Origin of the sequence: Thalassospira xiamenensis M-5 = DSM 17429 (assembly GCF_000300235.2) — a bacterium.
Classification (GTDB): Bacteria; Pseudomonadota; Alphaproteobacteria; order Rhodospirillales; family Thalassospiraceae; genus Thalassospira; species Thalassospira xiamenensis.
The window spans coordinates 2,938,071-2,962,661 of sequence record NZ_CP004388.1 but is presented as its reverse complement, the minus strand read 5'-3'; the positions used below and the strand labels follow the sequence as shown (position 1 = coordinate 2,962,661).

The 24,591-nt window shown below is 54.1% G+C and carries 22 protein-coding genes; 18 read left to right on the top strand and 4 right to left on the bottom strand.

Annotation, left to right across the window (positions count from 1 at the left end; genetic code table 11):
• Positions 1 to 47: 47 nt before the first annotated feature.
• From TH3_RS13860 to TH3_RS13845, 4 genes are all read left to right on the top strand, one after another.
• The gene (locus TH3_RS13860; protein ID WP_007090587.1) at positions 48 to 2,207 is read left to right on the top strand and encodes a dihydroxy-acid dehydratase domain-containing protein; all 2,160 of its coding nucleotides are present in this window, start codon (positions 48 to 50) and stop codon (positions 2,205 to 2,207) included.
• A gap of 112 nt (positions 2,208 to 2,319) precedes the next feature.
• On the top strand, positions 2,320 to 3,015 hold the full coding sequence (locus tag TH3_RS13855; RefSeq protein ID WP_007090586.1) for a dienelactone hydrolase family protein: 696 nt from the start codon (positions 2,320 to 2,322) through the stop codon (positions 3,013 to 3,015).
• 97 nt (positions 3,016 to 3,112) lie between these two features.
• Positions 3,113 to 4,480, top strand: coding sequence for an IS1182 family transposase (locus TH3_RS13850; protein ID WP_040059618.1), 1,368 nt, complete (start codon positions 3,113 to 3,115; stop codon positions 4,478 to 4,480).
• Positions 4,481 to 4,678: 198 nt separating this feature from the next.
• Positions 4,679 to 5,521, top strand: a complete 843-nt coding sequence (locus TH3_RS13845; RefSeq protein ID WP_007091583.1) for a fumarylacetoacetate hydrolase family protein — start codon at positions 4,679 to 4,681, stop codon at positions 5,519 to 5,521.
• Between the two features lie 59 nt (positions 5,522 to 5,580).
• Here TH3_RS13845 and TH3_RS13840 read toward each other — a convergent pair whose 3' ends face one another.
• A complete protein-coding gene (locus TH3_RS13840; RefSeq protein ID WP_007091582.1) occupies positions 5,581 to 7,170 on the bottom strand; it encodes an FGGY-family carbohydrate kinase in 1,590 nt (529 codons plus the stop codon).
• A gap of 222 nt (positions 7,171 to 7,392) precedes the next feature.
• Here TH3_RS13840 and TH3_RS13835 point away from each other — a divergent pair, with 222 nt between their 5' ends.
• The gene (locus tag TH3_RS13835; protein WP_007091581.1) at positions 7,393 to 8,127 is read left to right on the top strand and encodes an HAD family hydrolase; all 735 of its coding nucleotides are present in this window, start codon (positions 7,393 to 7,395) and stop codon (positions 8,125 to 8,127) included.
• 7 nt (positions 8,128 to 8,134) lie between these two features.
• Here TH3_RS13835 and TH3_RS13830 read toward each other — a convergent pair whose 3' ends face one another.
• A complete protein-coding gene (locus TH3_RS13830; protein WP_007091580.1) occupies positions 8,135 to 8,866 on the bottom strand; it encodes a FadR/GntR family transcriptional regulator in 732 nt (243 codons plus the stop codon).
• A 133-nt stretch (positions 8,867 to 8,999) separates the two neighbouring features.
• Here TH3_RS13830 and TH3_RS13825 point away from each other — a divergent pair, with 133 nt between their 5' ends.
• From TH3_RS13825 to TH3_RS13815, 3 genes are all read left to right on the top strand, one after another.
• Positions 9,000 to 9,983 (top strand): aldose epimerase family protein, encoded by a 984-nt coding sequence (locus TH3_RS13825; RefSeq protein WP_007091579.1) that lies wholly within the window; start codon positions 9,000 to 9,002, stop codon positions 9,981 to 9,983.
• A gap of 85 nt (positions 9,984 to 10,068) precedes the next feature.
• Complete coding sequence (locus TH3_RS13820) at positions 10,069 to 10,785, top strand: FadR/GntR family transcriptional regulator (protein ID WP_007091578.1); 717 nt, start codon at positions 10,069 to 10,071, stop codon at positions 10,783 to 10,785.
• Between the two features lie 124 nt (positions 10,786 to 10,909).
• Positions 10,910 to 11,812, top strand: a complete 903-nt coding sequence (locus tag TH3_RS13815) for an SMP-30/gluconolactonase/LRE family protein (protein ID WP_007091577.1) — start codon at positions 10,910 to 10,912, stop codon at positions 11,810 to 11,812.
• A gap of 65 nt (positions 11,813 to 11,877) precedes the next feature.
• On the opposite strand, the gene TH3_RS13810 is transcribed toward TH3_RS13815, so the two are convergent.
• Entirely contained in the window at positions 11,878 to 12,642 is a 765-nt protein-coding gene (locus TH3_RS13810) for a 2-keto-4-pentenoate hydratase (RefSeq protein ID WP_007091576.1), read from the bottom strand.
• A 289-nt stretch (positions 12,643 to 12,931) separates the two neighbouring features.
• Here TH3_RS13810 and kdgD point away from each other — a divergent pair, with 289 nt between their 5' ends.
• The 10 genes from kdgD to TH3_RS13765 all read left to right on the top strand — a co-directional run bounded on the left by kdgD (position 12,932) and on the right by TH3_RS13765 (position 22,556).
• Positions 12,932 to 13,858 (top strand): 5-dehydro-4-deoxyglucarate dehydratase, encoded by a 927-nt coding sequence (gene kdgD / locus TH3_RS13805; protein ID WP_007091575.1) that lies wholly within the window; start codon positions 12,932 to 12,934, stop codon positions 13,856 to 13,858.
• A gap of 202 nt (positions 13,859 to 14,060) precedes the next feature.
• Positions 14,061 to 15,053 carry a TRAP transporter substrate-binding protein gene (locus TH3_RS13800; protein WP_007091574.1) on the top strand — a complete coding sequence of 331 codons (993 nt, stop codon included), beginning with the start codon at positions 14,061 to 14,063 and terminating at the stop codon, positions 15,051 to 15,053.
• A gap of 94 nt (positions 15,054 to 15,147) precedes the next feature.
• Entirely contained in the window at positions 15,148 to 15,693 is a 546-nt protein-coding gene (locus TH3_RS13795) for a TRAP transporter small permease (protein ID WP_007091573.1), read from the top strand.
• Complete coding sequence (locus tag TH3_RS23455) at positions 15,694 to 16,515, top strand: TRAP transporter large permease (RefSeq protein ID WP_267958666.1); 822 nt, start codon at positions 15,694 to 15,696, stop codon at positions 16,513 to 16,515.
• Between the two features lie 16 nt (positions 16,516 to 16,531).
• A complete protein-coding gene (locus TH3_RS23450; protein WP_267958665.1) occupies positions 16,532 to 16,984 on the top strand; it encodes a TRAP transporter large permease subunit in 453 nt (150 codons plus the stop codon).
• Between the two features lie 33 nt (positions 16,985 to 17,017).
• Entirely contained in the window at positions 17,018 to 17,812 is a 795-nt protein-coding gene (locus tag TH3_RS13785) for an NAD-dependent epimerase/dehydratase family protein (RefSeq protein ID WP_007091571.1), read from the top strand.
• A 139-nt stretch (positions 17,813 to 17,951) separates the two neighbouring features.
• On the top strand, positions 17,952 to 18,476 hold the full coding sequence (locus TH3_RS13780) for an RNA polymerase sigma factor (protein ID WP_007091570.1): 525 nt from the start codon (positions 17,952 to 17,954) through the stop codon (positions 18,474 to 18,476).
• 75 nt (positions 18,477 to 18,551) lie between these two features.
• Positions 18,552 to 19,604 (top strand): FecR family protein, encoded by a 1,053-nt coding sequence (locus TH3_RS13775; RefSeq protein ID WP_139328310.1) that lies wholly within the window; start codon positions 18,552 to 18,554, stop codon positions 19,602 to 19,604.
• A gap of 82 nt (positions 19,605 to 19,686) precedes the next feature.
• Positions 19,687 to 22,101: a TonB-dependent receptor gene (locus tag TH3_RS13770; RefSeq protein WP_007091568.1), complete on the top strand. Its 2,415-nt coding sequence runs from the start codon at positions 19,687 to 19,689 to the stop codon at positions 22,099 to 22,101.
• A 71-nt stretch (positions 22,102 to 22,172) separates the two neighbouring features.
• Complete coding sequence (locus tag TH3_RS13765; RefSeq protein ID WP_007091567.1) at positions 22,173 to 22,556, top strand: hypothetical protein; 384 nt, start codon at positions 22,173 to 22,175, stop codon at positions 22,554 to 22,556.
• On the opposite strand, the gene fhuB is transcribed toward TH3_RS13765, so the two are convergent.
• On the bottom strand, positions 22,553 to 24,562 hold the full coding sequence (gene fhuB, locus TH3_RS13760; RefSeq protein WP_139328311.1) for a Fe(3+)-hydroxamate ABC transporter permease FhuB: 2,010 nt from the start codon (positions 24,560 to 24,562) through the stop codon (positions 22,553 to 22,555). The two genes, TH3_RS13765 and fhuB, sit on opposite strands and share 4 nt — an antisense overlap.
• Positions 24,563 to 24,591: the final 29 nt, after the last annotated feature.

The following is a 24,591-nucleotide window of genomic DNA, read 5'->3' as shown; positions in this document are numbered from 1 at the left end:
AATAAATTCGCACCATTTCGTCCCGATTCCCGCAGTCAGAGACCATCATGCCCCAATCCCTTCCCAATGCCATCACCATTGACGAAAAAGCCAATCCCTATCGCGACTGCATTCAGGGGCTAGCCAATCAGCCGATTACGGTTGTGCGGCTATTGCGCGATGCGGTGAATGAAAACCCGGTTGTCGCCAGCGACCGGAAATTCAATGTACCGGAAATCCGAGATGTGGTCGGGCGACTGGTGGAAAACCGGCCACGCATTGCGATTATCGGCGGCGCACCGGATCATCCGGCGCATTTGCTGGATCGGCCACAGGCTTTGATGGCGGCAATTCGCATATGGGAAATGGGTGGGGTGCCGTTCCTGTTTCATGTGCCGGTGATTTGCGATGGCACCGCGCAGAATAATATCGGCCAAAGCTATTCCCTGGCATCGCGGAACCATACGGCGGCGGCGGTCAATATTACCTTTGAAGGCCACAGCTATCATGCGGCCTACGTCATTGCCGGGTGCGACAAATCACCCGCCGCGGTGGTGGCTGGGCTGGCAGCCGCCGATCAGGCGCGCAAATATCGTGGTGATCAGGCCCCGGTCTGGGCGGTGTTTGCCCCGTCCCACGTCCTGAAGGGCGGGGAAATTCCCGATGGAACCCGCCGGTTGCTGGATAAAATTGCCGATGATGCAGATCGGGCCGGGCATGATGACCTTGGTTCGGATATTCGCGAAAATATGCGCTATATTCTGCAATGCACGTCTGACGAAGCCTTTGCCGGGTTGCTGGACCGGGCGCGGTTATTGGGCATTATCGATGGCAAGATGGAACGCCGGGTTCTTGATGAGCTTGCCGGGGCGACCTGTGATTCCAAGGGGGGAATTTGCGCCTTTAACGGTACAGGTAATTCATCGCGCACCATGCTGGCTGCCTTTGGCCTGACACCGCCCGAACTGGAATTGCTTACCGATGTGCCGCCCTATGCAGCAGTGGCGGCCGGGATTGATGCGATGTTTGGGGTCTTCAACAAACCCGAATATGCGATCAGCAATCTGTTGAAACGCAACTTTGCCAATTTCGTGCGTATTCATAATGCCACGGGGTCAAGCAGCAACATGCTGCTGCATTTGCCCTTCATGATGCGCTATGCCGGGTTTGACGTGACGATTGATGATTATCAGGATGTGCGTCTTAAAACACCGGTGCCGGAAATCTTCGCCCATAGCCTGACGGAAAATCGCGATACCTTTGTTCTGGCCCAGCAAATGGCCGAAGGCAAAAATCGTGGTATGGAAAGTATCTATCGCGTTCTTGCCGATCTTGGTGTGGCGATGGATCTGGATGCGCCGACGGTTCTTGGCAAAACATGGGGCGAACGGATTGCCAATCTTGAAAACCCCGTCGATCTGTCACTTGGCGATAAATCGGTTATCCGGGCGACCCCTGTACGCAAGCGGTCCGGCGTGGATGTTCTGACCGGCAGCTTCTTTGAAAATTGTGCGGTCAAGACATCGGGCATGAGCGACCATCTGATCGAACATTTCGACAATCACGTTTTCATCGTACGCTATTATGAAAATGAGCATGTCTGTAACGCTGATTTTGCCTCGCCCGATCTGGTGACGCGCCTGATTGAAACCGATGGCGTGGACGAAGAACTGATTGCTGCCGTGGTCCGGCGCAATGGTGGTAACCGGGTTGATATGGACGCCCCCAAGGATATGCAGGCACAGGGGCATTTGTCCTTTGCCTTTGTGATTGGCGGGCAGGGGCCGGAAGCCTATGGCATGCCGGAAATGTTTTCACCGTCCCAGAACCTGCGCCACCATCGCATCCTTGAAGCGTCAAGCATGCTGATCACTGATGGCCGTTATTCCGGCGTGACCAAGGGGGCGTGTATCGGCCATATGGTGCCCGAGGCATTCGTGGGTGGCGGCATCGGTCATCTGCGCGACGGGGATGTGCTGCGTCTTGATCTGACAAAAAATACACTGGACTGGCTGGATCGCGATGCGTTCCTTGCAGGGATGGAAACGGCCGGAAGCCCGATTGATCTGGCGGATCGTGCGTCGTTATTTGCTGAACGGCAAAAACGCATGATCGCACGTCAATACGATATCGCAGCCAGCAACGTGATGGATCATGTATCGAACGCTGCACGCGGGATTGTCCCCGGTGTGGTGGATCGTCGTGCGGTCAATCCGTGGCGAAGCTGATCTGAGGGGGAGGGATTTCTGCCACGCCCTTGCGAAATCAGTATGATCCAATACCTCATCAGGGAAAGAACCGGCGTCGCCGGAAAATCTGATATCGACAAGGAGGACCATCATGACCAGCAAGCTGACGGTGCAGACGCCGAACGGTAATTTCGATGCCTATGTTGCCATGCCAGCCAAATTACCGGCACCGGTGGTGGTGGTTATTCAGGAAATCTTTGGTGTTAATGCCGTGATGCGTGGCATTGCCGATGATTATGCCAAACAGGGCTATATCGCGGTTTGTCCTGATCTGTTCTGGCGGATCGAGCCGGGGATCGAAATCACCGACAAGACCGAAGAAGAATGGAAACAGGCATTTGGCTATTATCAGGCATTCAATGTCGATAAGGGTGTCGAGGATATTGCGGCAACCCTGACGGCAGCACGCAAGATTGATGGTGCAAATGGCAAGGCCGGTGTTGTCGGTTTCTGCCTTGGCGGGCTTTTGACCTTCCTGTCGGCCACGCGAACTGATGGCGATGCCTTTGCCGTCTATTATGGTGGCGGCATGAACAATTATATCGGCGAAGCCGGGAAGATCAAACAGCCGGTGATCATTCACCTTGCCGGGAATGATGAATATATCCCTGCCGATGCGCAGGCCGTTATCAAGGATGCGCTTGATGACCATCCGTTGACCGAGCTTCATTTCTATCCCGGTCGCGATCATGCGTTTGCGCGCAAGGGCGGGGCGCATTACGACGAGAAGGATGCAGAAACCGCCAATGCACGGACGGCCGAGTTTTTCCAGGAAAACCTTGCGTGATCGTCACAACCTGATCCCAACAAGGGCCGCAAATCTGCGGCTTTCAGACTGCTGACAAAGTCCTCGCCATTGGCGGGGATTTTTGATTCAATGGGGAATGCTTAAGAAACCCAGCCCACATCAAACCGAACTTGAGATGGTGACACTCGACAGTTTGGTCCCCAGCGATCATTTGCTTCGTAAGATCGATGCCGTGATCGATTTCAGTTTTATCCATGCGCGCGTGGCCGATTTGTACTGCGCGAACAATGGCCGTCCCGCCCTTGATCCGGTGATGATGTTTAAGGCGCTGTTCATTGGCTATCTGTTTGGCGTGCGCTCGGAGCGCCAGCTTGTGCGCGAGATTGAGGTCAATGTCGCCTATCGCTGGTTTTTGCAACTCAAGCTGACCGACAAGGTCTTTGATGCCTCGACCCTGTCGCAGAACCGGCGGCGTCGATATCATGATGCCAGTGTTGCGCAGGATATTTTTGACGAGATCGTCGAGCAGGCGATCAGGCACGGGCTGGTGGATGGTAAGGTTCTCTATACCGACAGCACGCATTTGAAGGCCGATGCCAACAAGAACAAATGGGACCGCGAAGTGGTTGCCAAATCGCGCGCGGCCTATTGGGATGATCTGGATCTGGCGATTGAGGAAGACCGGGCGGCTCATGCGAAAAAGCCGCTCAAAGCCAAGGAACGCCAGCCGGTTGAGAAAGAAACCAAGATCAGCCGAACCGATCCCGACAGCGGATATATGGTGCGCGACGGCAAGCCCAAGGGCTTTTTCTATCTCGATCACCGCACGGTCGATGGCAAGCTTGGGATCATTACCGACAGTTACGCCACCCCGGCCAATCTGCATGACAGCATTCCCTATCTCGACCGTCTTGACCGACAAAGGCAGCGTTTTGACCTTGATGTTATCGCCGTCGGACTGGATGCGGGCTATGCGACCGCCGCGATTGCCAAAGGCCTTGAAGATCGTGACATCCTTGGCGTGACGGGCTATCGCCGCCCGAACCTTCGGGAAGGCTACATCCCCAAACGCAAATACGTTTATGACCCTGAGCGTGATGCTTATCGCTGCCCCGAAGGTCAGCTTCTGTCTTATGCGACAACCGACCGAAATGGATACCGCCATTATCACAGCGACCCGGAAAAATGCCGCACCTGTCCTGTGCTGGCTTCCTGTACCGCCAATGCCCACCACCGAAAAACTGTCACGCGCCATGTCTGGCAAGACGCCAGAGACCGGGCTGACGCCTATCGTCTGACAGAGTGGGGTAAGCGGGTTTACAAGCGCCGAAAAGAGACGGTCGAACGCTCTTTTGCAGATGCCAAACAGCTTCACGGTCATCGATATGCAAGGTTCCGGGGACTGATCAATGTCAAATGCCAATGTCTGCTGGCCGCCGCCGCCCAAAACATCAAGAAAATAGCCCTGGCTTTGGGCCCCAAGGGGCCAATCGCTGAGGGATAATCCCCTCGGCACACTCAAGCCAGCTTTCAAACACCTCTAAAAGAAAAACCCCGCCAAAATATGACGGGGTTTGTCAGCGGTCTGAGGGCCGCAAATCTGCGGCCCTTTTAATTTACAAGATCAATGATCCTTACTGGACCAAGGAAGGGTTTATTTGTATGAGGAATACAAATAAACCGATCATGGGAGGAATATTAAATGAAACTTCTGCGTTTTGGGGCTGCCGGTGCGGAAAAGCCCGGGCTTCTAGATCCGGATGGTGTAATCCGCGATCTTTCGTCGGTGATCGAGGATTACAATCCCGAGACCATTTCCGATGCGACCTTTACCAAAATCGCAGCCCTTGATCCCAAAAAACTTCCGGCAGTTTCCGGCAATCCGCGAATTGGTGCCTGTGTTGCCAAACCTGGCAAGTTCATTTGCATCGGTTTGAACTATTCCGATCATGCCGCCGAGGCGGGCATGCAGGTGCCGCCCGAGCCGATCATCTTTTTCAAGGCAACGTCGGCAGTTTGCGGCCCGAATGATGATGTCGAAATCCCGCGTGGGTCGGAAAAATCTGACTGGGAGGTTGAGCTGGGCATCGTGATCGGCAAGCAAGCCAAATACGTGACCGAGGCGGAGGCGCTTGGTCATGTAGCGGGATATTGTGTGGTCAATGATATGTCTGAACGCGCGTTTCAGCTTGAACATGCAGGCCAATGGGTAAAGGGCAAAAGCCACGATACCTTTGGTCCGATTGGTCCGTGGCTTGTGACACGTGACGAGGTTGCCGATCCGCAAAACCTGCGTCTGTGGCTGGAACTGAACGGTGAACGTGTTCAGGATGGCAGCACGGCAACCATGGTTTATGGCGTTACCCATCTGATCAGTTATCTGTCGAAATTCATGACCCTGCAGCCGGGCGACATCATCACGACCGGCACCCCGCCCGGGGTTGGCATGGGCATGACACCGCAACGTTTCCTGAAACCCGGTGATGTCATGGAGCTTGGCATCGAAGGGCTAGGAAGCCAGCGTCAGAAAACCGTTCAGGCCTGATGAGGCTTGTAAGCAAAATGAAAAGCCCCGCAGTGAATGTTGCGGGGCTTTTTGATGAATCAGCCTGCTACCATGGCATCAAGTTCCTGCCGGTGGGTATGAAGCTTGTGGAAAATGGCATAGCGCCTATCGTGGGCGTCCTTTGCGGTTTGGTCCGGGGCGTGGATGGTTTCCTTGCCAGCCATCCGGCGCGATGCAAGGGCAAGACCGCCTTCGGGATCAAGGGCCGCAGCACCAAGCATGGCGGAACCCAGCAGGACCGGTTCGGCGCAATCGGACATCACGACATTGCATCCGGTAACATCGGCATAAAGTTTGACCAGAACCGGGCTTGCAGTGTGTCCGCCGCTTAGATGGATATGTTTGATCTCATAGCCCGTTGCGTTCAGGGCATCAATGATATGGCGCGTGCCATAGGCAATCGCGCAGGCGGTTGCCCAGTAAAGGTCAAGGAAGCTCTCCTCGCTTTGATCAAGGCTGAGACCTGAAATCACGCCGAGTGCTTCTGAGTCGGCAAGTGGCGACCGATTGCCATGAAAATCGGGCAGAACATGCAGTCGGGGCGCAAGATCGGGTGTTTCCATCATCCGGGGCATAAGCTTTTCCCCTGCAAGCTTGTGCGCATCACGGCCCATGTTGTGCGAAAACGGATGCATGGCGACGATATGATCAAGCAGCGCGCCGGTTGCAGACTGACCGCCCTCGTTTAACCAAAGACCCGGCGCAATCGCCCCGAAATAGGGGCCCCAGACACCTTTAATGAAACGCGGTTCGGAGGATAGAGCCATATGGCAAGTGGATGTTCCGGCAATCATGGCAAAGCGTTCATCAAGATTGCCATCCAGATATTCGCCAAGTGTGCCAAGGGCCCCGGCATGGGCATCAATCAAGCCTGCCCCCACGACGCAATCGGTGGTCAGGCCGAGTTCGGCGGCCCCCTGATCTGACAGATTGCCGATCAGATCGCCAACACCCAATGCCTTGCGGTTAATTCCGGCCTTGCCGGGGAAATCATCAAGGCCGATCTGATCAAGAAACGCGCGATCCCACGGATCATCCTGATGCGCCAAATAGGTCCATTTACAGGTGATTGTGCAGCAGGACCGGTCGTCACTGCCGGTTGCGCGGAAAGACAGGAAATCGGCAAGGTCATATGCCGCACCCATTTTGTCCCAGTTCTGACGATGATGGCGTTTCAGCCACATCAGTTTGGGCAATTCCATTTCGGGGGACATGGTGCCGCCGATATATTCTAGCACCTTGGTGCCGGTTTTGGTGCATTCTTCGGCTTCGCGGATGGCACGGTGATCCATCCAGACAATAACATCCCAGTTATCCGCACCACCCGGTGTTACGCCAAGCGGACGGTTATCAGTATCGCGGATCACGAGCGAACAGGTGGCATCAAATCCGATGGCTGCGACCTGATCGGCGGCAATATTTGATTTTGCCAGCGCGTCGCGAACCGACTGGCAAACCGATTGCCAGATATTTTCCGAGTCCTGTTCGACAAAATCAGGTTTTGGCTTGTTCATGGCGATGGCATGGGCGGCGCTGCCAAGCAACTTTCCATCGACGCTAAACACGCCAGCGCGTGCGCTTCCGGTGCCAACATCTACGCCGATGATGAACTTATCTGTAGGGCTCATTTGATCTTCCTCCCGCGGGGCCGATTGGTAGTGTGATGCGTTTTGAGCGCAAATCCGACCCTGATTTCAAGCGATTTCCGCGTATCTTTTTGTCCGCAATAAATTTACATGACGCGCAATTGAGCAAAAGTGCATCATTTGGTCAAATGCTCATTTTGGTTGACTGTGATATTCGCATTTGTATAGGCTTTTGTCATCAAACCCAATGAAGCCAGGTTCAACATGGCCCCCCGAAATGTCCAAGATAACGTCCGTAACCGGACACTGGCATCGATCATGACCGGCAAGGGTGTCGTTCTTTTTGATTGTGACGGTGTCTTGGTCGACAGCGAACCGATCTCCTTGGCAACACTTGTCGATGTGCTTGATCATTACGGTGCACCGCTAAGTCTAGCAGAAGTTGCAGCACGCTTTACCGGGCGATCAAGTGCCGCCCCGATCGAACATATCCGCCTTGAAACCGGACGTGACATCGCCCTCGAATTCAAGCTGTTCTTTTATGAGCGCCTGTTTGCCCGTTACGACGTTGAACTTCGGAAAACAGACGCAATCGATACGGTCCTTGCCGCGCTTAAAAAACGCAAGATCGCGTTTTGCATTTCATCAAGCAGTTCGGTGCAGCGGCTTGAACGGACAATGAAGGTGACGGGACTGGGCCATTGGTTCGGAGCCGATATTTACAGTGCCGATTTCGTCCTGAACGGTAAACCGGCACCGGATCTGTTTTTATATGCCGCTGATAAAATGGGGTTTCGTCCGGATCAGGCAATCGTGATCGAGGATTCGATTGCCGGGGTGAAGGCCGCCGTGGCAGCAGGCATGACCTGCATTGGTTATATCGGGGGCGGGCATTATGCCGGGCAGCGCGAAGATGCATCGACCCGTCTTTATGACGCCGGGGCCGATATTGTTTTCGATGACATGCGTGATATCGTCACCCTGATCGAGCAGAGCTAGAGTCTGCCTAGCGCTGCCGCAGCAGGCTTTGATAGCGGGCCTGACTTTGGCTGAGATGTTCGCGCATTGCGGTGCGGGCCGTTTCGGCATCACGCGATGCAATTGCATCAAAGATGCGATGATGTTCGGCCAGAATTTTCTGCATATAGTTTTTCTGGTCTTCGACCTCGGGAGGGCGGCGGCGTAATTGCGCGCGCGGGATGGTCTTATCGCCCAGATGTTCGAGAAACTCGACATAACGCCGGTTATTGGTCGCATCGGCAATCGCGCGATGGAATTCGAAATCGGCCTTTTCGGTCGGATTGCCGCGTTCAAAGCAGTCGGTCATTTCCTGCAGGGCTTCGTATATTTTGGCCTGCTGGGCGGCAGAGCTTCGTGCGCAGGCAAGACCGGCTGCCTCGATCTCGACTGCCATGCGCAGTTCAAGAATTTCCAGGACATCGGAAATCTGCGCGGAATCGACGGCAAAGATCGTGCTGCCTAGTTTGCGCGGATTGGGAGCCAGCACAAACACGCCAGCTCCTTGGCGCGGTTCGAGCAGACCATCGGCCTTAAGGGCCGCAATGGCTTCGCGGACCACCGTGCGGCTGACGCCGAACTGTTCGGTCAAAACCGGCTCGGTCGGAAGTTTGCTGCCGGGCGTGCGCATGCCGCTTTCAATTTCGTGACGCAGGCTTGCAATGACCTTTTCGGTCAGCGAAACTTTTCGTGGCGCGTTCTGCGCGGAGTTGTTGCTCATTTTCTTGCTCTGCAAATCCGCTATGATCGGAACCAGATGTTAATAATGATGAATTTAACATCCTGAAATAGTCCTACGATGTTGGTGACGGAAAGTCATCATATGATTTTGATACAGTGATGAGGCGACGACAATGGCCAAATCGGCCGAACCGGAATATCGCTGGAACAGTGGTCCGTTCAGGGTCGGAATTGTCCCGCGGGGCGGGGCCATTTCGCGGATCGACTGGGTGCGTCCCGACGGTAACGGGGTGGTAAACCTGTTGCGTCCGGTTGACGATTATTCCCTGGCATCGGGCAATCCTTCGCACCTTGGATGTTTTCCGATGGTACCCTTTGCCAACCGGCTGGGTTATGCCCAGTTCGAATTCGATGGCAAAACCATCAATGTTCCGGCAAATCGGGCACCGGACCCGCATGCCATTCACGGATTTGGTATTTCAAGTATCTGGGATATCGAACGTCCAGCGGTTGATACCATCCGGTTCAATCACAAACATGATGATCCGCTGACCGGTTTTTGTTATGTCGCCTGGCAGCAGATCAAGGTCGCAAACGATACTATTTCAATCGAAATCGGTGTGCGTCATCTTGGCAAGGACCCGATGCCATATGGGATCGGGTTGCATCCATGGTTCCCCGGAGGCGAAAGTGCATGGGTACAGTTTGTTGCGACCGACTGTTTCGGAACCGACGAAGGCAAGTTACCCACAACGCGCACGGTGATCGATCTTGGTCGCGATTTTGCCGATGGAAAAATGATCTGCCATCACAAGGGGCTTGATATTCATTATATCGGCTGGAACAAACAGGCGGAAATGGTCTGGGCAGACCGGCAGTTAAGCCTGCTTCTGGAAGCCAGTGACACTTTGTCGAATCTGCAATTCTATATCCCGGAAAACGGTCAGACATTCTGTGTCGAGCCGGTGTCGCATGTACCAAACGTCCATAACCGTCCTGAATTCAAGGAATTCGGCGATGTCAGGGTGCTTGGCTATAACGATACGCTTTCTGGCGTCATGACGCTGACGCCAAGCCTTTTGACCGGATCGGGTCATGGTCTTGTCGATCAGGATGAAGAGCAGATTGGCAGGCGCGATTATTCACTCGTCGACTGATTGCTTCCCCTTTACCCTGCAAGTATTTGCCGATAAAACTTACAAGTAAGAATGACAAGATGACAAGTTGACGGGGATTGGGGAAATGACCGGCTTGCAACTTAAAATCCAGAAGCGTGAAAAGCTTGCGGATCAGCTTTACGGGCAGATACTTGAGCAGATTGTATCGGGCAATCTGTCCGAAGGGGCCAAGCTGCCCTCTGAAAATGAAATATGTGCATCCTTTGGTGTGTCGCGACCCGTGGTGCGCGAAGCCCTGCGCAAATTGCAGTCTGACGGGTTGGTCTATGCCCGACAGGGAGTTGGATCATTCGTCAAGAAACGACCACCACAAGGGTTGATCGAGTTTGGCGGGATCAATGATGTGGCCGGGTTACTGCGCTGTTTTGAAGCCCGCATTGCGATCGAGGGGGCAACCGCGCGCATGGCCGCCGAACGCGCCACACTGCGTCATCATCGCGACATCGAACGTGCGCTTAAGATGCTTGAAGAAGGCATTGCAGCCGGTGATATTGCCGATCAGGCGGATTTTGAATTCCACATGTCAATCGCACGCGCCAGCGGCAATGATATCTTTGTCACCATGCTGACGTCCCTACATGGCGTGATTGCCAAAACCATGAATGTCGCCTTGAACATCACGCGCACCGGATCGGCCGAACGGGTAAAAAAGGTTCTTTTGGAACATCGTCAGATTTATGACGCGATCCGTGGACAGGACGGCGAAAGCGCGGAATTGCTGATGCGCTATCACCTGCATCAAGCTCGCCAGCGGGTAACTGACCATGCGCGTGATATGTAACGTCGCGACTTCCACGCACAGAACATCCTGTAAAGTTTCCACGCAAATTTGTTGACAAGTGCCCCTGTGCGCCTGCACACAAGTCATATGACGAATTGCGTCGGAAAGAATACAGGAACGGATCATGTCAGGTGATATTTCAGCCGTACAGCAGCCCCGCATTCTGCTGGAGGAACGGTTTGAACTGGGCGAATGCCCGAACTGGGACGGCTACAATAACCGCCTTTACTGGGCCGATATCATCGGTCAGAAAATCCATGCGCTTGATATCGAAACCGGGCAGCGCCATAGCTGGTCATTTGAAAGCGAAGTCGGCTGTTTCGGTCTGACCGATCAGGGGCGTCTGGTCGTGGCGCTGAAAAGTGACATTATCCTGTTTGATCCGAAAACCGGGGTGCGCGAAAAGCTTGCCGCGGTCGATGGCGATAATGACATGAGCCGAACCAATGACGGCAAAATCGGCCCGGACGGGGCATTCTGGGTCGGTACCATGGACCAGAATGCCGACAAGCAGCCTGTGGCATCGCTTTATCGCGTGACCGGATCGGGAGAAGTCGAACACAAGGTCGGCGGGATCAAGATTTCCAACGGTCTGGCATGGTCGCCCGATGGTCGCATTATGTATCATTCGGATTCTCGTGGGCCTTGGGTCAATCGCTGGGATTTTGATGCCAAGACCGGCGCGATCCGTAATTGTCAGCGTTTCCTTGACCTTAACGACACGGTCGGACGCCCGGATGGTGCGGCGGTTGACATGGAAGGCTGTTATTGGAGTGCAGGCGTTTCGGCGGGCAAACTGAACCGTTTTGCCCCTGATGGTACCTTGTTGCTATCAATTGATATGCCGATGCCAAATCCGACCATGCCGTGCTTTGGCGGGCTGGACATGAAAACGCTTTATGTCACCAGTCACATGGAAAATTACCCGGCTGATAAACGTGCCGAATTCCCCGATGCGGGCAAACTTGTCATGCTGCGTGTCGATGTCGCGGGGGTGCCGGTCAACCGGTTCCGCGAAGATGTATAGATACTGAAAACAAAGGGGCCGTGCGGTTTGCAGCGCAAGGCCCCTTTGCCATTTTCTGTACGTTTTCAGGCGGTTTTGATTTCGGCGCGCACGGTGCCGACACCTTCAAAAATCGCTTCGATACGGCCATGTTTGGTCAAGGTCGGCGGGGCGCAGGCCCCGGTGGTGATGACATCGCCTGCTTTTAAGTGCTGACCGCGTTTGGCGAGGAACCGCACCAGATAGGCCAATCCGCCAAACGGATCAGGCCATGCGGCGGGGTCGCTGTTTTGCGCCAGAACCTTGTCATCGGACCGTGTTTCTACCGGGCCATTCAGAAACGCCATATCGCGCCAATCGGCAATTTCCGGGCCAAGCACCAGATAGCCGGTGGAATTCAAATCGGCCAATGTCGAGACCGGTTCCTGTTTTTTGGTAAACCGGCGATCTGCGATCTCTATCGCCAGATGCACGCTTTTGATGTGATCAAGGATCGCTTTGGCGGTAGCATTGGCACCAGGAGTGCTCGCCATGACCACGGCAATCTCGGCCTCGATATTCGGGAAATGGACATCATTTGTGGTGATGGTGGCTCCGTCGGCAATGATCCGGCCATCAAGCAGTGGCCCGATCAACGGCCCGTCAAGCCCAAGCCCCGCCTGTGCGGCACGTGTTGCCACCGAGAGCTTCCAGCCGGTTTGTTTTGCACCTGTCAGGGCAAGGGTTGCCTGCTGAACCTCGTACGCCGTTTCGAAGTCGGTCGGGTTGGCACCGTCGGGCAGGGGATCAATCAGGATGTTTTGGGTGAAAGCATCGGCCAGAATTCGGCTTGCTTTGGTGATGTCGGTCATTCCCTGTGCCTATCCTTATGTTTTTGGAGTGTTTTTCGTGGCGTTCTCAGCAGCCTAGCGGAGCATTTGGATGAAGTCATCATATCAATTTCCGGGAGTCGTCTCTTTTTGATGTAGGTTGCGTTTGTATGATGATTTTCGATAAAGGCGATAACGGTGAATAACCCTGGAAAGTGGCGGTTTTACACCCAGACTAAAGTCGATAAGTAATATGATTGACACAATGATATGATGAATTTATGGAGTCATCATAGATTATGTCGCTGACTTGTGAATTGAAGGACGTTTTATGCATTATCAGGATCTGAAAACGGCAATTGGTGCCGGTCTTCTGTCTTTCCCGGTTACGCCGTTCAGGGCGGATGGTTCTCTGGATATGAATACCTACCGTACGCATGTTGCCTGGCTGGCCCAGTATCCGGCAGCGGCACTGTTTGCGGCTGGTGGTACGGGTGAATTTTTCTCGCTGACCCCGGCGGAAGTTGTTGAAACCGTCCGTGTCGCGAAAGAAGTTGCTGGTGATACCCCGATCATTGCTGGTTGCGGTTATGGCACCGCCATGGCCGTCGAACTGGCCCGTGAATGCGAAAAAGCCGGTGCCGATGGCCTGCTTTTGCTGCCGCAATATCTGGTTGGTGCCAAGCAGGGAGGCCTGTATGAGCGCGTCAAGGCGGTTTGTAATGCGGTGAGTGTCGGTGTGATTGTTTACAACCGCGACAACTCGATCCTGTCTGCTGAAACGCTTTCGAAATTGTGTGACGAGTGTCCCAATCTGGTCGGCTTCAAGGATGGGCACGGCGATATCGAACTGGTCACGCGCGTTTGTGTCACGATGGGGGATCGTCTTTCCTATATCGGTGGGATGCCGACGGCCGAAGTTTTTGCCAAGGCATACAAGGCGGCGGGTGTGACCACCTATTCGTCAGCGATCTTTAACTTCCTGCCCAAGCAGGCGCTGGAATTCTATGACGCGCTGACAACTGACGACGATGCGACGATGAACCGTATCCTGACCGACTTCTTCTATCCGTATCTTGCGGTGCGTGATCGCGGCACGGGTTATGCCGTGTCGATCGTCAAGGCAGGGATGCGCGTTATTGGCCGTGATACCGGCCCGGTTCGCAGCCCCCTTACCGATCTGAGTGCAGAAGAACATGACATGCTGGCTGAAGTTATCTGCAAGGCGTTCGGCGAGGACGTATTGAAGGTCGCCTAAGCTGCACGAACCGGCAGGTGGCTTCTGCCGGGACTACCTCTGCGACGCTGCAAAAGCAAATGGCGCGCAAAATTTGGTTGTCAGAAAAACCATTACTTGTTGTTACAAGTGACAAGATGTAAGGTTTTCTGACAACAACTGGTCCCATCAGGGAAAACAAGACTTTAACGTTAAACGACATAAAGTCACGGGAGGAATATCAATGAACAAGTTTATGAAAACCACGACGCTGACACTTGCCGCAGCGGCGATGTCGGTCGCTTTTGTTGCCGGTGCGCAAGCACGTGAATGGCGCGGCTGGAATATCCATCCGGCAGACTATCCTGTTTCGACCGGGATGGAGGAATTCGCCCGCCTGATCAATGAAAAATCCGGTGGAAACCTTGAAGCCAAGGTTTATCACGGCGGCGTTCTGGGCGATCAGCCCGATGCCATCCAGCAGGTTCGCCTTGGCGGTCTGGACTGGGCTGTTTTCAACCTTGGCCCGTTGGGTGAAGTCGCACCCGAAGCCAACGTTGTTTCGCTGCCTTTCATCTTTAAAAACGTCGATGCCATGCATGACGTCATGGATGGTCCGGCAGGTCAGCAGATCGCAGACGGCCTTGCAAATGCGGGCCTTCAGGCACTTGGCTGGTACGATTCAGGTGCGCGTTCCTTCTATAACACCAAGCACCCGATCAACACGCCAGAAGACCTCAAGGGGCTTAAATTCCGCGTGATGAGCAACGATCTGTATGTACAGATGGTTGGTGCCCTTGGCGGTAACGCAACCCCGATGCCGTATGGCGAAGTTTACCAGTCGCTGAAAACCGGTGTGATCGACGGTGCAGAAAATAACTATCCGTCTTATGACAGCTCGGGCCATTTCGAAGCGGCGAAATACTATTCCGTGACCCAGCACCTGATCCTTCCGGAATGCCTGTGCGTCAACAAGGCGCTGTATGACGGTCTGTCGGATGACGAAAAGAAAATCCTTCAGGAAGCAGCCGATGAGTCGGTCAAGGTTCAGCGCGCTGCCTGGGCGGAACGTGCAGAACAGTCCAAAGAGAAAGTTGTTGCTGCCGGTATCGAAGTGAACGAAATCGCTGACAAGGCCGCGTTCCAAGATGCGATGAAGCCTGTCTATGACAACTTCATCAAAGCCAACCCGGATCTGGCCGGTCTGGTCAAGGCGATCCAGGACGCCCAGAAATAATTGATCAAGCCATGGAAGGGCGGCGACATTCTCGCCGCCCTTCTTTACGCTTGTATCCAGTCTTTTTCGTTAATCCATTTCTGGCGGCGTGCGAATGTTTTCTCAACTCACCGGGATGCTTGACCGTTTGGGTGGCAGACTTGCCAAAATCCTTAATCTGATCGGCGGAATTGCGCTGGTGGCGCTTATTCCCGCTTTTGCCTGGCTGGTTTTCGGGCGCTATGTGCTCAATGAAACCCCTACCTGGGTCGAGCAGCTTTCTCTGATCCTGATCGTTCTGATCACCTTTCCGGTTGCTGCCGCCTGTATTCGCGACAACAGCCATCTTTCGGTATCGTTTTTCCGCGATGCATTGCCGCCCAAGGCGGCGGCGGTCATGGCACTGATCAGCTATGCCGCAATGGTGGTGTTTGGTTATTACATGTTTATCGGCGGGTATGATCTTGTTGTCTTTAACTGGGCCAAGAAAATGCCGATCATTCACATCCCCGATGGCATGCGGTCGATCCCGATGATGGTTTGCGGGGCAGGCATCGCTTTTTACAGCGTTGTCCATATCCTTAAAATCCTTAGTGGCTGGAACACCATCGCACAAAGCCGTTTTTACAGTGACGAATTGCTTGATAAGGACACCGAATAAATGGGCATGACCATTCTTTTGGGCCTGTTTGCCATTGGCATTGTCATTGGTATGCCCGTTGCCCTTGCACTTGGCGTTGCTGCCCTTGCGACTTTCTTCTTCGAAGGTCTGCCAACCCTGATCGCATTTCAGCGCATCGGTTCGGGGATCAGTGCCTTTTCGCTTCTGGCCATTCCGTTCTTTATCTTTGCCGGTGAACTGATGCTGCATGGCGGGATCGCCAACCGGCTGGTGCAGTTCGCAACCGCCCTTGTCGGCAGCCGCCGTGGCGGACTTGGCATTGTAAACGTATTTTCATCGATGCTGTTTGGCGGCATTTCCGGGTCTGCTGTTGCCGATACCTCCGCGCTTGGCTCGATCCTTATTCCGGTGATGAAAAAGGAAGGCTACCGTGCGGATTATGCGGTCAACGTCACGGTGACCTCGTCGATTGCGGGTATCATGATCCCGCCCAGCCATAACATGATCCTGTATGCTGTCGCGGCCGGTGGCGGGATTTCGATTTCCAAGCTGTTCATGGCCGGTCTGGTGCCGGGCATCATCATGTGTCTGTTGCTTGGGCTTGCCACGTGGTTGGTGGCGATAAAACACGGTTACCCGTCGGTTCCGTTTCCGGGATGGCGCGTTGTTGGGGTTACGGCCATTCGTGCCATTCCCGGATTTTTCACGGCGGTCATTATCGTCGGCGGCGTTCTGAGCGGTATCTTTACCGTGACAGAATCCGGTGCGATTGGCGTGGCTTATGCGTTGATCATTACCGGGATTGTTTATCGTGTGAGCCAATCCGGCGGGCTTTGTTGCTGCGGTCAAGCAATCGGCTAAAACGACGGCTCTTGTCATGTTGCTGGTCGGGTGTGCATCGGCCTATGGCTATATGCTGGCCTTCTATCAGGTGCCCGATGCACTGGCCCATGCGATTACATCGATCACCGATAATCCGATCATGGTTCTGTTGCTGATCAATCTTATGTTGCTGGTGGCGGGCATGATCATGGATATGGCGGCATTGATCCTGATCTGTACGCCGATCTTCCTGCCGCTGGCGACCCAGTTTGGCATGGACCCGATCCAGTTCGGCATGGTTTTGATGATGAATTTGGGCCTTGGCCTTTGTACGCCCCCGGTGGGTTCCTGCCTGTTTGTCGGTTGTGCGATTGGCGGGGTGAAGATTGAAAAGGCCGTCATGACGATCTGGCCGTTTTATCTGGCGATCCTGACGGCGCTTATGCTGACAACCTATGTGCCTGCGATTTCGCTGACGTTGCCGAACCTTGTGTTTGGTGGTGGCTGATCGCGGGGCAAGATGACTTCAAAGAGGAAGACAATGAAACGTTTGCTGATTACCGGTGCTGCTGGCAACCTTGGGAAAATCCTGCGCGAGGGGCTTAAAGGCTATGCCGATGTGCTGCGCCTTTCGGATATCGCGCCGATGGATCCGGCTGGTCCGGGCGAGGAAGTCGTGCCGTGCGATCTTTCGGATCGTTCGGCTGTTCATGAATTGACCAAGGATTGCGACGGGATCATTCATCTGGGCGGGATTTCGGTCGAAGCTGCATTTGATGACCTGCTGCAGGCCAATTTCCTTGGCACCTATAACCTGTATGAAGGTGCCCGCAAGAACGGCAAGCCACGCATCCTGTTTGCCAGTTCGAACCACGCCATCGGGTTCCACAAGCGCACGACCAAGCTTGATGACAAATCCGAACTGCGCCCTGACAGTCTGTATGGCGTCACCAAATGCTATGGAGAGGCCTTGGCGAGTTACTATTTCGACAAGTTCGATGTTGAAACCGTCTCGCTTCGTATCGGGTCATGTTTTGAAAAGCCGCGCGATCGCCGGATGTTGTCGACCTGGATGAGCCCGCGTGACTTCATTTCCCTGATGAAGGCAGTGTTTGATGCACCGATGACCGGCCATCTGGTGATGTATGGGGTTTCGAACAACCGCACCAAATGGTGGAGCAACGATCATGCCGAACTGATCGGTTGGCAGCCGCAGGATAGTTCCGAGATCTTCCGCGAAGAAATCGAGGCAGCCTTCCCGGTCGAAGACCGTCACGACCCGGCTGTGATCTATCAGGGAGGTGGTTTTGCTGCCAAAGGTCACTTTGAAGACTGATCAAATCACCATTAACTATACAGTCAAAGGTCTGCGCAAGCGGGCCTTTTGCTTTTGGGATTGACCCTGAAACCGTGCACTGTATAAGCATTGATGAAAATGATAACAGTTATCATTATTGATTGGGCCGGTGAGAGACATGACGGTCAGGGACCGTTTCTGGGATGGGATATATCAACAATACCACGGGCGCCTGTTGCGTCAGGTGCAGAAATATCTGCCCGCTGGCGAAGAAAGCCATGATGTGTTGCAAGACCTTTATATCCAACTTCGCAAACGTGCCGTCGACCCGTGCGACGTTGACAATCCGCCTGCCTATTTGATGCGAATGGCAACCAATCTGGCGATTGATACGCTGCGCCGTCGCAATCGAAATCCGCTTGATTTTACCGATCCCGCCGATCTTGCCGATATACCCGATGCAATCGGGGGTAGTGTGACGCCAGAGCAAATAAGTGCAGACCGGCAACGTATCGCCATTGTCGGGCGGGCGATTGATGGATTGCCGCCGCGCTGCCGGGATGCTTTCCTGCTGTGCAAGCGCGACCATCTCAGCCCGGCGGAGGCCGCAGAAGCTCTTGGCATCAGTCGCAATATGGTCGAAAAACACTTGCGTCATGCTCTTAAACATTGTCGAACGATGCTGGCGCGATATGAAAACTGAATATCCTCTTTGTGCGTTGCCATTCGTCTTTTACATATCAAGCTATTCGATCAATTGCCGGATCCCGCCATTGCCATGACAGAGTTTCGCTATCCCGACGACTGCCAAAGCAATGAAGACATTGCCGATTTTTGGGCAATCCGACTTGACCAGGGGGATCTGGATCGATGTGAGCAGACGGCTTTTGAGAACTGGCAGGCTGAAAATTCAGGCAATGTGCGGCTTTTGATGCGGGCACGCCAGACATGGCGCAGCATGGAAATAGCCGTAGTGGATAGTCCGCGACCAGCGCAGGAAAACACTGAAAGACAACCCGTCGATCTTGACGGCATCCGCGCCGATCTTGAACGTCTTGGCGCACTTGAAGGCGGGCAGGGGCGATTGCCGGGAATGCGATCCGGCAAACGCCGGTTTCGGCCGAAGCTGGCGGCAGCTATCGGATTGGTCCTCGTCGGTCTGTTTGTGCTGGGCGGGCTTCGTCGCGATCCGGATCTGATCGCGGCCAACGATGCCATTGCGGTCCGCGAAATTCACGAACTGACAGATGGTTCACGGGTCTGGATGGAACCGGGAACACGGCTTGCGGTCAAATATGATGATACCGGGCGCGATATTACGGTTCTTGAAGGTGGCATTTATATTGAAGTTGCTCCTGACAAATCCCGGCCTTTACGGGTTCGTCTGAATGATATTACCGCCCAGGCCGTCGGCACCGCCTTTGTGGCTTCGAAATGGGGGGGGCTCGCCCGGGTGGAAGTCAGCGAAGGTGTGGTCGATCTGCGCCAGAGTGACGGCAACATACGTTTGGCGCAGCTTTCCGCCGGGCGTGCCGCGTGGCAGGTGCCAACGGGTGACATGCGTTATGGCACGCGCGATGTGGATCGCATTGCCGGATGGCGGAATGGTCGCTGGATGGTTAACGAGATGTCGCTTGAGGAATTGATCGCACGGATTTCGCCGCTTTTGCCGGGGCAGAACTTTATCCTTGATCCGCGTATGGGCGATATTTTCGTTACCGGAAATTTCGATCTGGCAAAACCCGACAGTGCGATGAATGCTCTGATGGCAGCCTATGACCTTGAAAATAAGGCCTATCCGGGTGGTTTTCATCTGATTTCAAAAAAATAAACAAAATGACCTCCTCATTCCCGCGAGCCATTCGTCATGAGGGTAATAGTGATTTGCATTATTATCTTTCAGATATGGGGGAATGATCTTGAAAAACGAACGAAGCGCGATGATGCGCCTGCTTGGAACAAGCGCACTTGTGTCTGTCCTGATGATCTGCAGTACCGGAATGGTGCAGGCACAGGACGCTAATACGGTCCATACAATCCGCATTGAAACGCAAGATCTTCGCGCGGCACTTGATCAACTGGCGACCGAGTTTGGTTTGCAGCTGATTGTACAGGGCGATCTTGCAGGGGTGGTTGCAACGCCGTTTGCAGGGGATGTAACCGCGACGGAAGCATTGCGAACCCTGCTGGCAGGTAGCGGGTATGATTTTGAGTTTATCGGGGCTGACAGCGTAAAAATTATTCCGGCGGCAAAGTCGGACAGTGGCGAGATCATCCTGCAGGATATTGTGGTTTCGGCAAGTCGTTCGAAACGCTCAATAAAAAGCATGTCTCCCTCAGTGGTGGTAATTGGCCGCGACCAGATCGAGGCGCAGCTCGCAAAGTCCAACAGTCTTTCGACCCTTTTGCGGGATGCTGTTCCCGGCTTTATGTTCGATGCGCAAACCCTGACCAGCAGCACGGAAACTTTCCGAGGACGCGACATACAGGTGCTTGTTGATGGGATTGGTCGCAATACGCCGCTACGTAATTCCAGCCGCATTCTGTCTATGATTGATCCGGAACTGATTGAAAGCATCGAAGTTATTCCGGGTTCAAGCGCCCTGAACGGAGAGGGTGCAACCGGGGCGACGATCAATATCGTAACCAAAACCGGGACACCGGGGGAGAACATCTTTGTTGTCGATACCCATTTAAAAGCATTCACTCAGGATATCGGTGACAGCCTTGCGCCGTCGCTTACTCTTTCCGGCAGCGGTGGCGTGGGAAAATTCGACTATGCTGCAAGTGTTACCGGATCAACATCCGAAAACCAGTATAGCGGCTATGGGAAACAAATGCCGTCCGACCCGATGATGGGGCAGGGTAGTTTTGACAATGCCGAGAATCTGAACCTGTTTGGCAAGGTCGGCTATGGTTTTCTTGAAGGACACCGGGTTTCGTTTTCGACCGAAATCGTCCGGTTCAGTCAGAAGCCGGATTACTATCCCGACGTGCGGGCCAATCCTGCGGCAGTGAATTTTTTGGCCCCATATGACGGGCAGCCGCTTGAGGAAGAAAGCGAATATTTGACTGCTGGATACGAGTTTGACCTGGGGGCTTTGGGCCGTGGCGATCTTAAACTGTTTTACAATGACACCTACAAGCAGGCGTCGCGGGCACAGTATGATGCGACCTATAATTTTGCACTGGTCGCATTACCGGGCAGCCCCGCGGTTGAGGATCCGCTGGGACAGTCGGTTATTGATGCGCAGAAATATGGGGTCAAACTTTCAACCGATACCGGAATTGACGATTTGTATGACGGACTGACACTTAGCTGGGGCGGGGATCTGACATTTGATGAGATCAAGTATCGCACCGTTAGTGGACGCGACATCGGCGCACCAATGGATCAGGACGGCAAGGCGGTTTTTGCCCAATTAAGTGCGCCGATCACGCGTTTTGTCGATGTTTCTGGCGGCGTTCGTTATGAGACATATGATCTGACGGTCGATGATTTCCTGCGGCCTAACTATATGCGCTATGTCGGTGGCGTCGCGAGTGCCTATTTCCCTGCAGCGCAATTTACCGGCGGCAGCACGACCTATGATGCCGTTACCTATAACGCATCTGCGGTGGTTCACTGGACCGATCAGTTTGATACATCACTGAGCTATAGCGAAGGTTTTGCCGTTCCCGATGTTGGTGCCTACACCCGTCGTGCCGGGACCCAAGGGGTACCACTGAATTTCTCGCAGATCGATGTCGAAGCATCCAAGGTCAAGACATATGAACTTGCCGCAAGTTATGACACGCGTAATTTCCGGACGTCGGGGGCGGTATATATGAGCACCAACGAACACGGTAACAATTTTGCCCCTGCGACCAATGCGCTCAGTCAGGAAAAAGAACGCATCATCGGTGCGGAGCTGAGTGCAGAATATGATCTGACCGAAAATACCTATGTCGGGGCTTTGGCGTCTTATGTTGAAGGAAAATATGACAAAGATAAAGACGGCGATCTGGAAAGCTGGCTGCCCAACAACCGCATTCCATCGCCCTTCCGGTTCACGGGATATGTCGACAGTTATGTCTGGGATGATCTGAATGTTCGGTTTGATGGCACATATACCGCCCAACGTAACCGTATCAAAGACGAGACAATCAAGCCAAGTCTGGTTTTCAACCTGTCTGCCAATTACCCGGTGATGGGCGGAACGGCGCGGCTTGGCATCGAGAATATTCTTGATACCAGCTATGAAAACCCGGCAGCAACCGCCCTTCGCGGATATTCCATTGCCGGACTTGGCCGGACGATCCTGATCGGATTCCGTCGGGAATTCTGATCTGGCGGTATATAGCAGCATGGCAACCCGGCGGGGCGTTCCGCCGGGTGTTTCGGTGTTCAGGAGACGGAATGTTTACAAGTTCGGAACCGCGTCACGGGATTGTCCTGTTTGAAATGAAAGATGCCCAAAGCGAAGCGGACGGGGCTGCCTATATCACCGCCCTTCATGCGCTTTCGGTCCGAACACAACCGGTGCTTCTGATCATGACGGTTCAGGGCCATACTGATCAGGATCACGAAACCCGCAAACAGGCCGCCCTTTGGTTCAAGCAAAATCGTGGCAGGTTATCGGCGTTTCTGTTTGGCGTGATCCGGGTCGATGACCACGACCACGAAGGTCATGCCGAAGAATTGGAGAGCAGTAACTTTGCAAAGATGCTGCCATTTCCGATTAAACATGCTGATAGCCTTGAAAAGGCTTATGCGATGGCTGAGAACTGGCCAAAGCCCTAGCGTTTTCGGATTGCCAGAAACAGGAAATAGGCCGTCCCGATCAGTGCCGCGATCAGGCCGGTTGGCAGTTGTTGCGGATAAAGCAGGTTTCTGGCCATCCACTCGGCCACCATCATTACATTCGCCCCGATCAGAACCGCACCAAGCAAATGGCCGCCTGCAAGCCGATACCCGGCAATACGCGCCAAATGCGGTGCCATCAGTCCGACAAAACTAAGCGGCCCGACAAGCAGGGTGGCACTGGCGGCAAGGATGGCAGCAAGCAGCATGATGAAGAACTGAAAGCCTGAAATACCAAGGCCTAGCGAGGTGGCCTGATCATTGCCAAATGATGCCAGTTCAAGCGGACGACGGACCGCAATCACCACAATCAGCAAGGCTACTGTAACCCCCGCGACGATGAGGACTTCGTCCATGCGGGTAAAATATGTGGTGCCAGCCAGCCATGAAATCAGCATTGAGGTCTGTGTGCCGCTGCGGGTCAGAGCAATCCGTACAATAGCCCCCAAAATGGCGGTTAAAGCAAGGCCGTTGAGTAATAGGTAATGCGGGGCGTGGGTGAATTTTCGGCATAGAAGTAATAAAATGATCAGCGAAATGATCCCGCCGACCGCCCCGACAAACATCAGATCGGCGCGTTGCCCGAAGCCAAAGAAGACAAGGGCGATAATCATGGCAAGTGCGGTAGCAGAACTGACGCCCGTAATTTCAGGGCTGGCCAAAGGATTGCGACCAACGCGTTGAATTAACGTGCCTGAAACCGCCAGTGCCGCACCACAAATGACCGCGGCAAAGGTGCGTTCGGAACGCTGGAGGAGGATGTCATGGAAGCTTTCACCGCCGGTCAGAAGCACAAAATCATGGCCGTTAAACGATACAAACAAAGATAAGCCGAGGCCTGTAACCAACCCTAATACCAGTACCAGGCTCAGCACATTTTTCGAGACAATCTGCTGATCGGGGTGGTGGTCCTCGCTTTGCTGGTCGGGCATGATCCGTGCCTTGCGCAGGATCAGAATGATGAAGGGGGCACCGATCAATGCGGTGGCCGCACCTGTCGGAACGATGTCACCGCCAAGCCCATTCATCTGCCGGACAAGGAAGTCGATGCACAGCAATGCAAAGCCCCCGGTCAACAGCGAGTAGATCATCAGATCGCGCGAACGCGTCAGACCGGCAATGCGCAGGGCGGCTGGAACCGCCAGACCGATAAAACCGATCAATCCGGCGGCCGAAATGACCGATGCGGTAATGAAGACGGCAAAGCCCAGAATCAGCAGTCGCAAGATTGTTACACGCGCACCAAGCGAGCTTGCGGTGTCGTCACCAAGGGCAAGAAGATCAAGCGGGCGCGAGAGAAGCAGCACAACCGCAACACCAACCAGCAGGCGGGGCAAAACAAACTGCGTTGAGTCCCAGCCATTTTGTGCGAGGTCTCCTGCCCCCCACATGAAGACCGATTGCAGATATTGTTCGTTAAACAGCAGGAAAATCTGCGTACCCGATTGTAGCATCAGATTGATGATCATCCCGGCCAGGATCAGCCACAGTGTCGCATTGGCGCGCCGCGATGCAATCAGATAAACCGCGCCAAGGGCGATCATGCCACCGGCAAGGGCAGCGGCTTCTTTGAACGGGGCCAAGGCCGCAGGGGCCAGAAGCAGAAATACCGTCAGGGCAAATTCAACACCGGCACCAACCCCAAGGGTGGTCGGCGATGCCAAAGGGTTGCGCAATACCGTCTGGATCGCCGCCCCAGCCAAGGCCAGACCGGCCCCGCAGATAAAGGCCATCGCGATACGGGGCAGGGTGCTGAAATGAAACAGGATTTGGTCGAAATCGGTTTCGTCGGGATGAAACAGCGCATTCATCCCGGCGCCGTTTTGCAGGAACGGCCAAAGATCTTTGATCAGGATGGTAACGGAACAAAGGGCAAGGACAATACACAGGATAGACGGGCCGCGATGGAAAAAGCGGTTCATGTCACTATTGATGGCGCGTGTCATAGCAGGGTTCGCTTCACGGGACTTTTGGC

Bases quoted from the DNA above. Each gene is read 5' to 3' on its own strand.
- TH3_RS13860 (WP_007090587.1), top strand. From the start codon at position 48: ATGCCCCAATCCCTTCCCAATGCCATCACCATTGACGAAAAAGCCAAT.
- TH3_RS13855 (WP_007090586.1), top strand. From the start codon at position 2,320: ATGACCAGCAAGCTGACGGTGCAGACGCCGAACGGTAATTTCGATGCC.
- TH3_RS13850 (WP_040059618.1), top strand. From the start codon at position 3,113: ATGCTTAAGAAACCCAGCCCACATCAAACCGAACTTGAGATGGTGACA.
- TH3_RS13845 (WP_007091583.1), top strand. From the start codon at position 4,679: ATGAAACTTCTGCGTTTTGGGGCTGCCGGTGCGGAAAAGCCCGGGCTT.
- TH3_RS13840 (WP_007091582.1), bottom strand. From the start codon at position 7,170: ATGAGCCCTACAGATAAGTTCATCATCGGCGTAGATGTTGGCACCGGA.
- TH3_RS13835 (WP_007091581.1), top strand. From the start codon at position 7,393: ATGGCCCCCCGAAATGTCCAAGATAACGTCCGTAACCGGACACTGGCA.
- TH3_RS13830 (WP_007091580.1), bottom strand. From the start codon at position 8,866: ATGAGCAACAACTCCGCGCAGAACGCGCCACGAAAAGTTTCGCTGACC.
- TH3_RS13825 (WP_007091579.1), top strand. From the start codon at position 9,000: ATGGCCAAATCGGCCGAACCGGAATATCGCTGGAACAGTGGTCCGTTC.
- TH3_RS13820 (WP_007091578.1), top strand. From the start codon at position 10,069: ATGACCGGCTTGCAACTTAAAATCCAGAAGCGTGAAAAGCTTGCGGAT.
- TH3_RS13815 (WP_007091577.1), top strand. From the start codon at position 10,910: ATGTCAGGTGATATTTCAGCCGTACAGCAGCCCCGCATTCTGCTGGAG.
- TH3_RS13810 (WP_007091576.1), bottom strand. From the start codon at position 12,642: ATGACCGACATCACCAAAGCAAGCCGAATTCTGGCCGATGCTTTCACC.
- kdgD (WP_007091575.1), top strand. From the start codon at position 12,932: ATGCATTATCAGGATCTGAAAACGGCAATTGGTGCCGGTCTTCTGTCT.
- TH3_RS13800 (WP_007091574.1), top strand. From the start codon at position 14,061: ATGAACAAGTTTATGAAAACCACGACGCTGACACTTGCCGCAGCGGCG.
- TH3_RS13795 (WP_007091573.1), top strand. From the start codon at position 15,148: ATGTTTTCTCAACTCACCGGGATGCTTGACCGTTTGGGTGGCAGACTT.
- TH3_RS23455 (WP_267958666.1), top strand. From the start codon at position 15,694: ATGGGCATGACCATTCTTTTGGGCCTGTTTGCCATTGGCATTGTCATT.
- TH3_RS23450 (WP_267958665.1), top strand. From the start codon at position 16,532: ATGTTGCTGGTCGGGTGTGCATCGGCCTATGGCTATATGCTGGCCTTC.
- TH3_RS13785 (WP_007091571.1), top strand. From the start codon at position 17,018: ATGAAACGTTTGCTGATTACCGGTGCTGCTGGCAACCTTGGGAAAATC.
- TH3_RS13780 (WP_007091570.1), top strand. From the start codon at position 17,952: ATGACGGTCAGGGACCGTTTCTGGGATGGGATATATCAACAATACCAC.
- TH3_RS13775 (WP_139328310.1), top strand. From the start codon at position 18,552: ATGACAGAGTTTCGCTATCCCGACGACTGCCAAAGCAATGAAGACATT.
- TH3_RS13770 (WP_007091568.1), top strand. From the start codon at position 19,687: ATGATCTTGAAAAACGAACGAAGCGCGATGATGCGCCTGCTTGGAACA.
- TH3_RS13765 (WP_007091567.1), top strand. From the start codon at position 22,173: ATGTTTACAAGTTCGGAACCGCGTCACGGGATTGTCCTGTTTGAAATG.
- fhuB (WP_139328311.1), bottom strand. From the start codon at position 24,562: ATGACACGCGCCATCAATAGTGACATGAACCGCTTTTTCCATCGCGGC.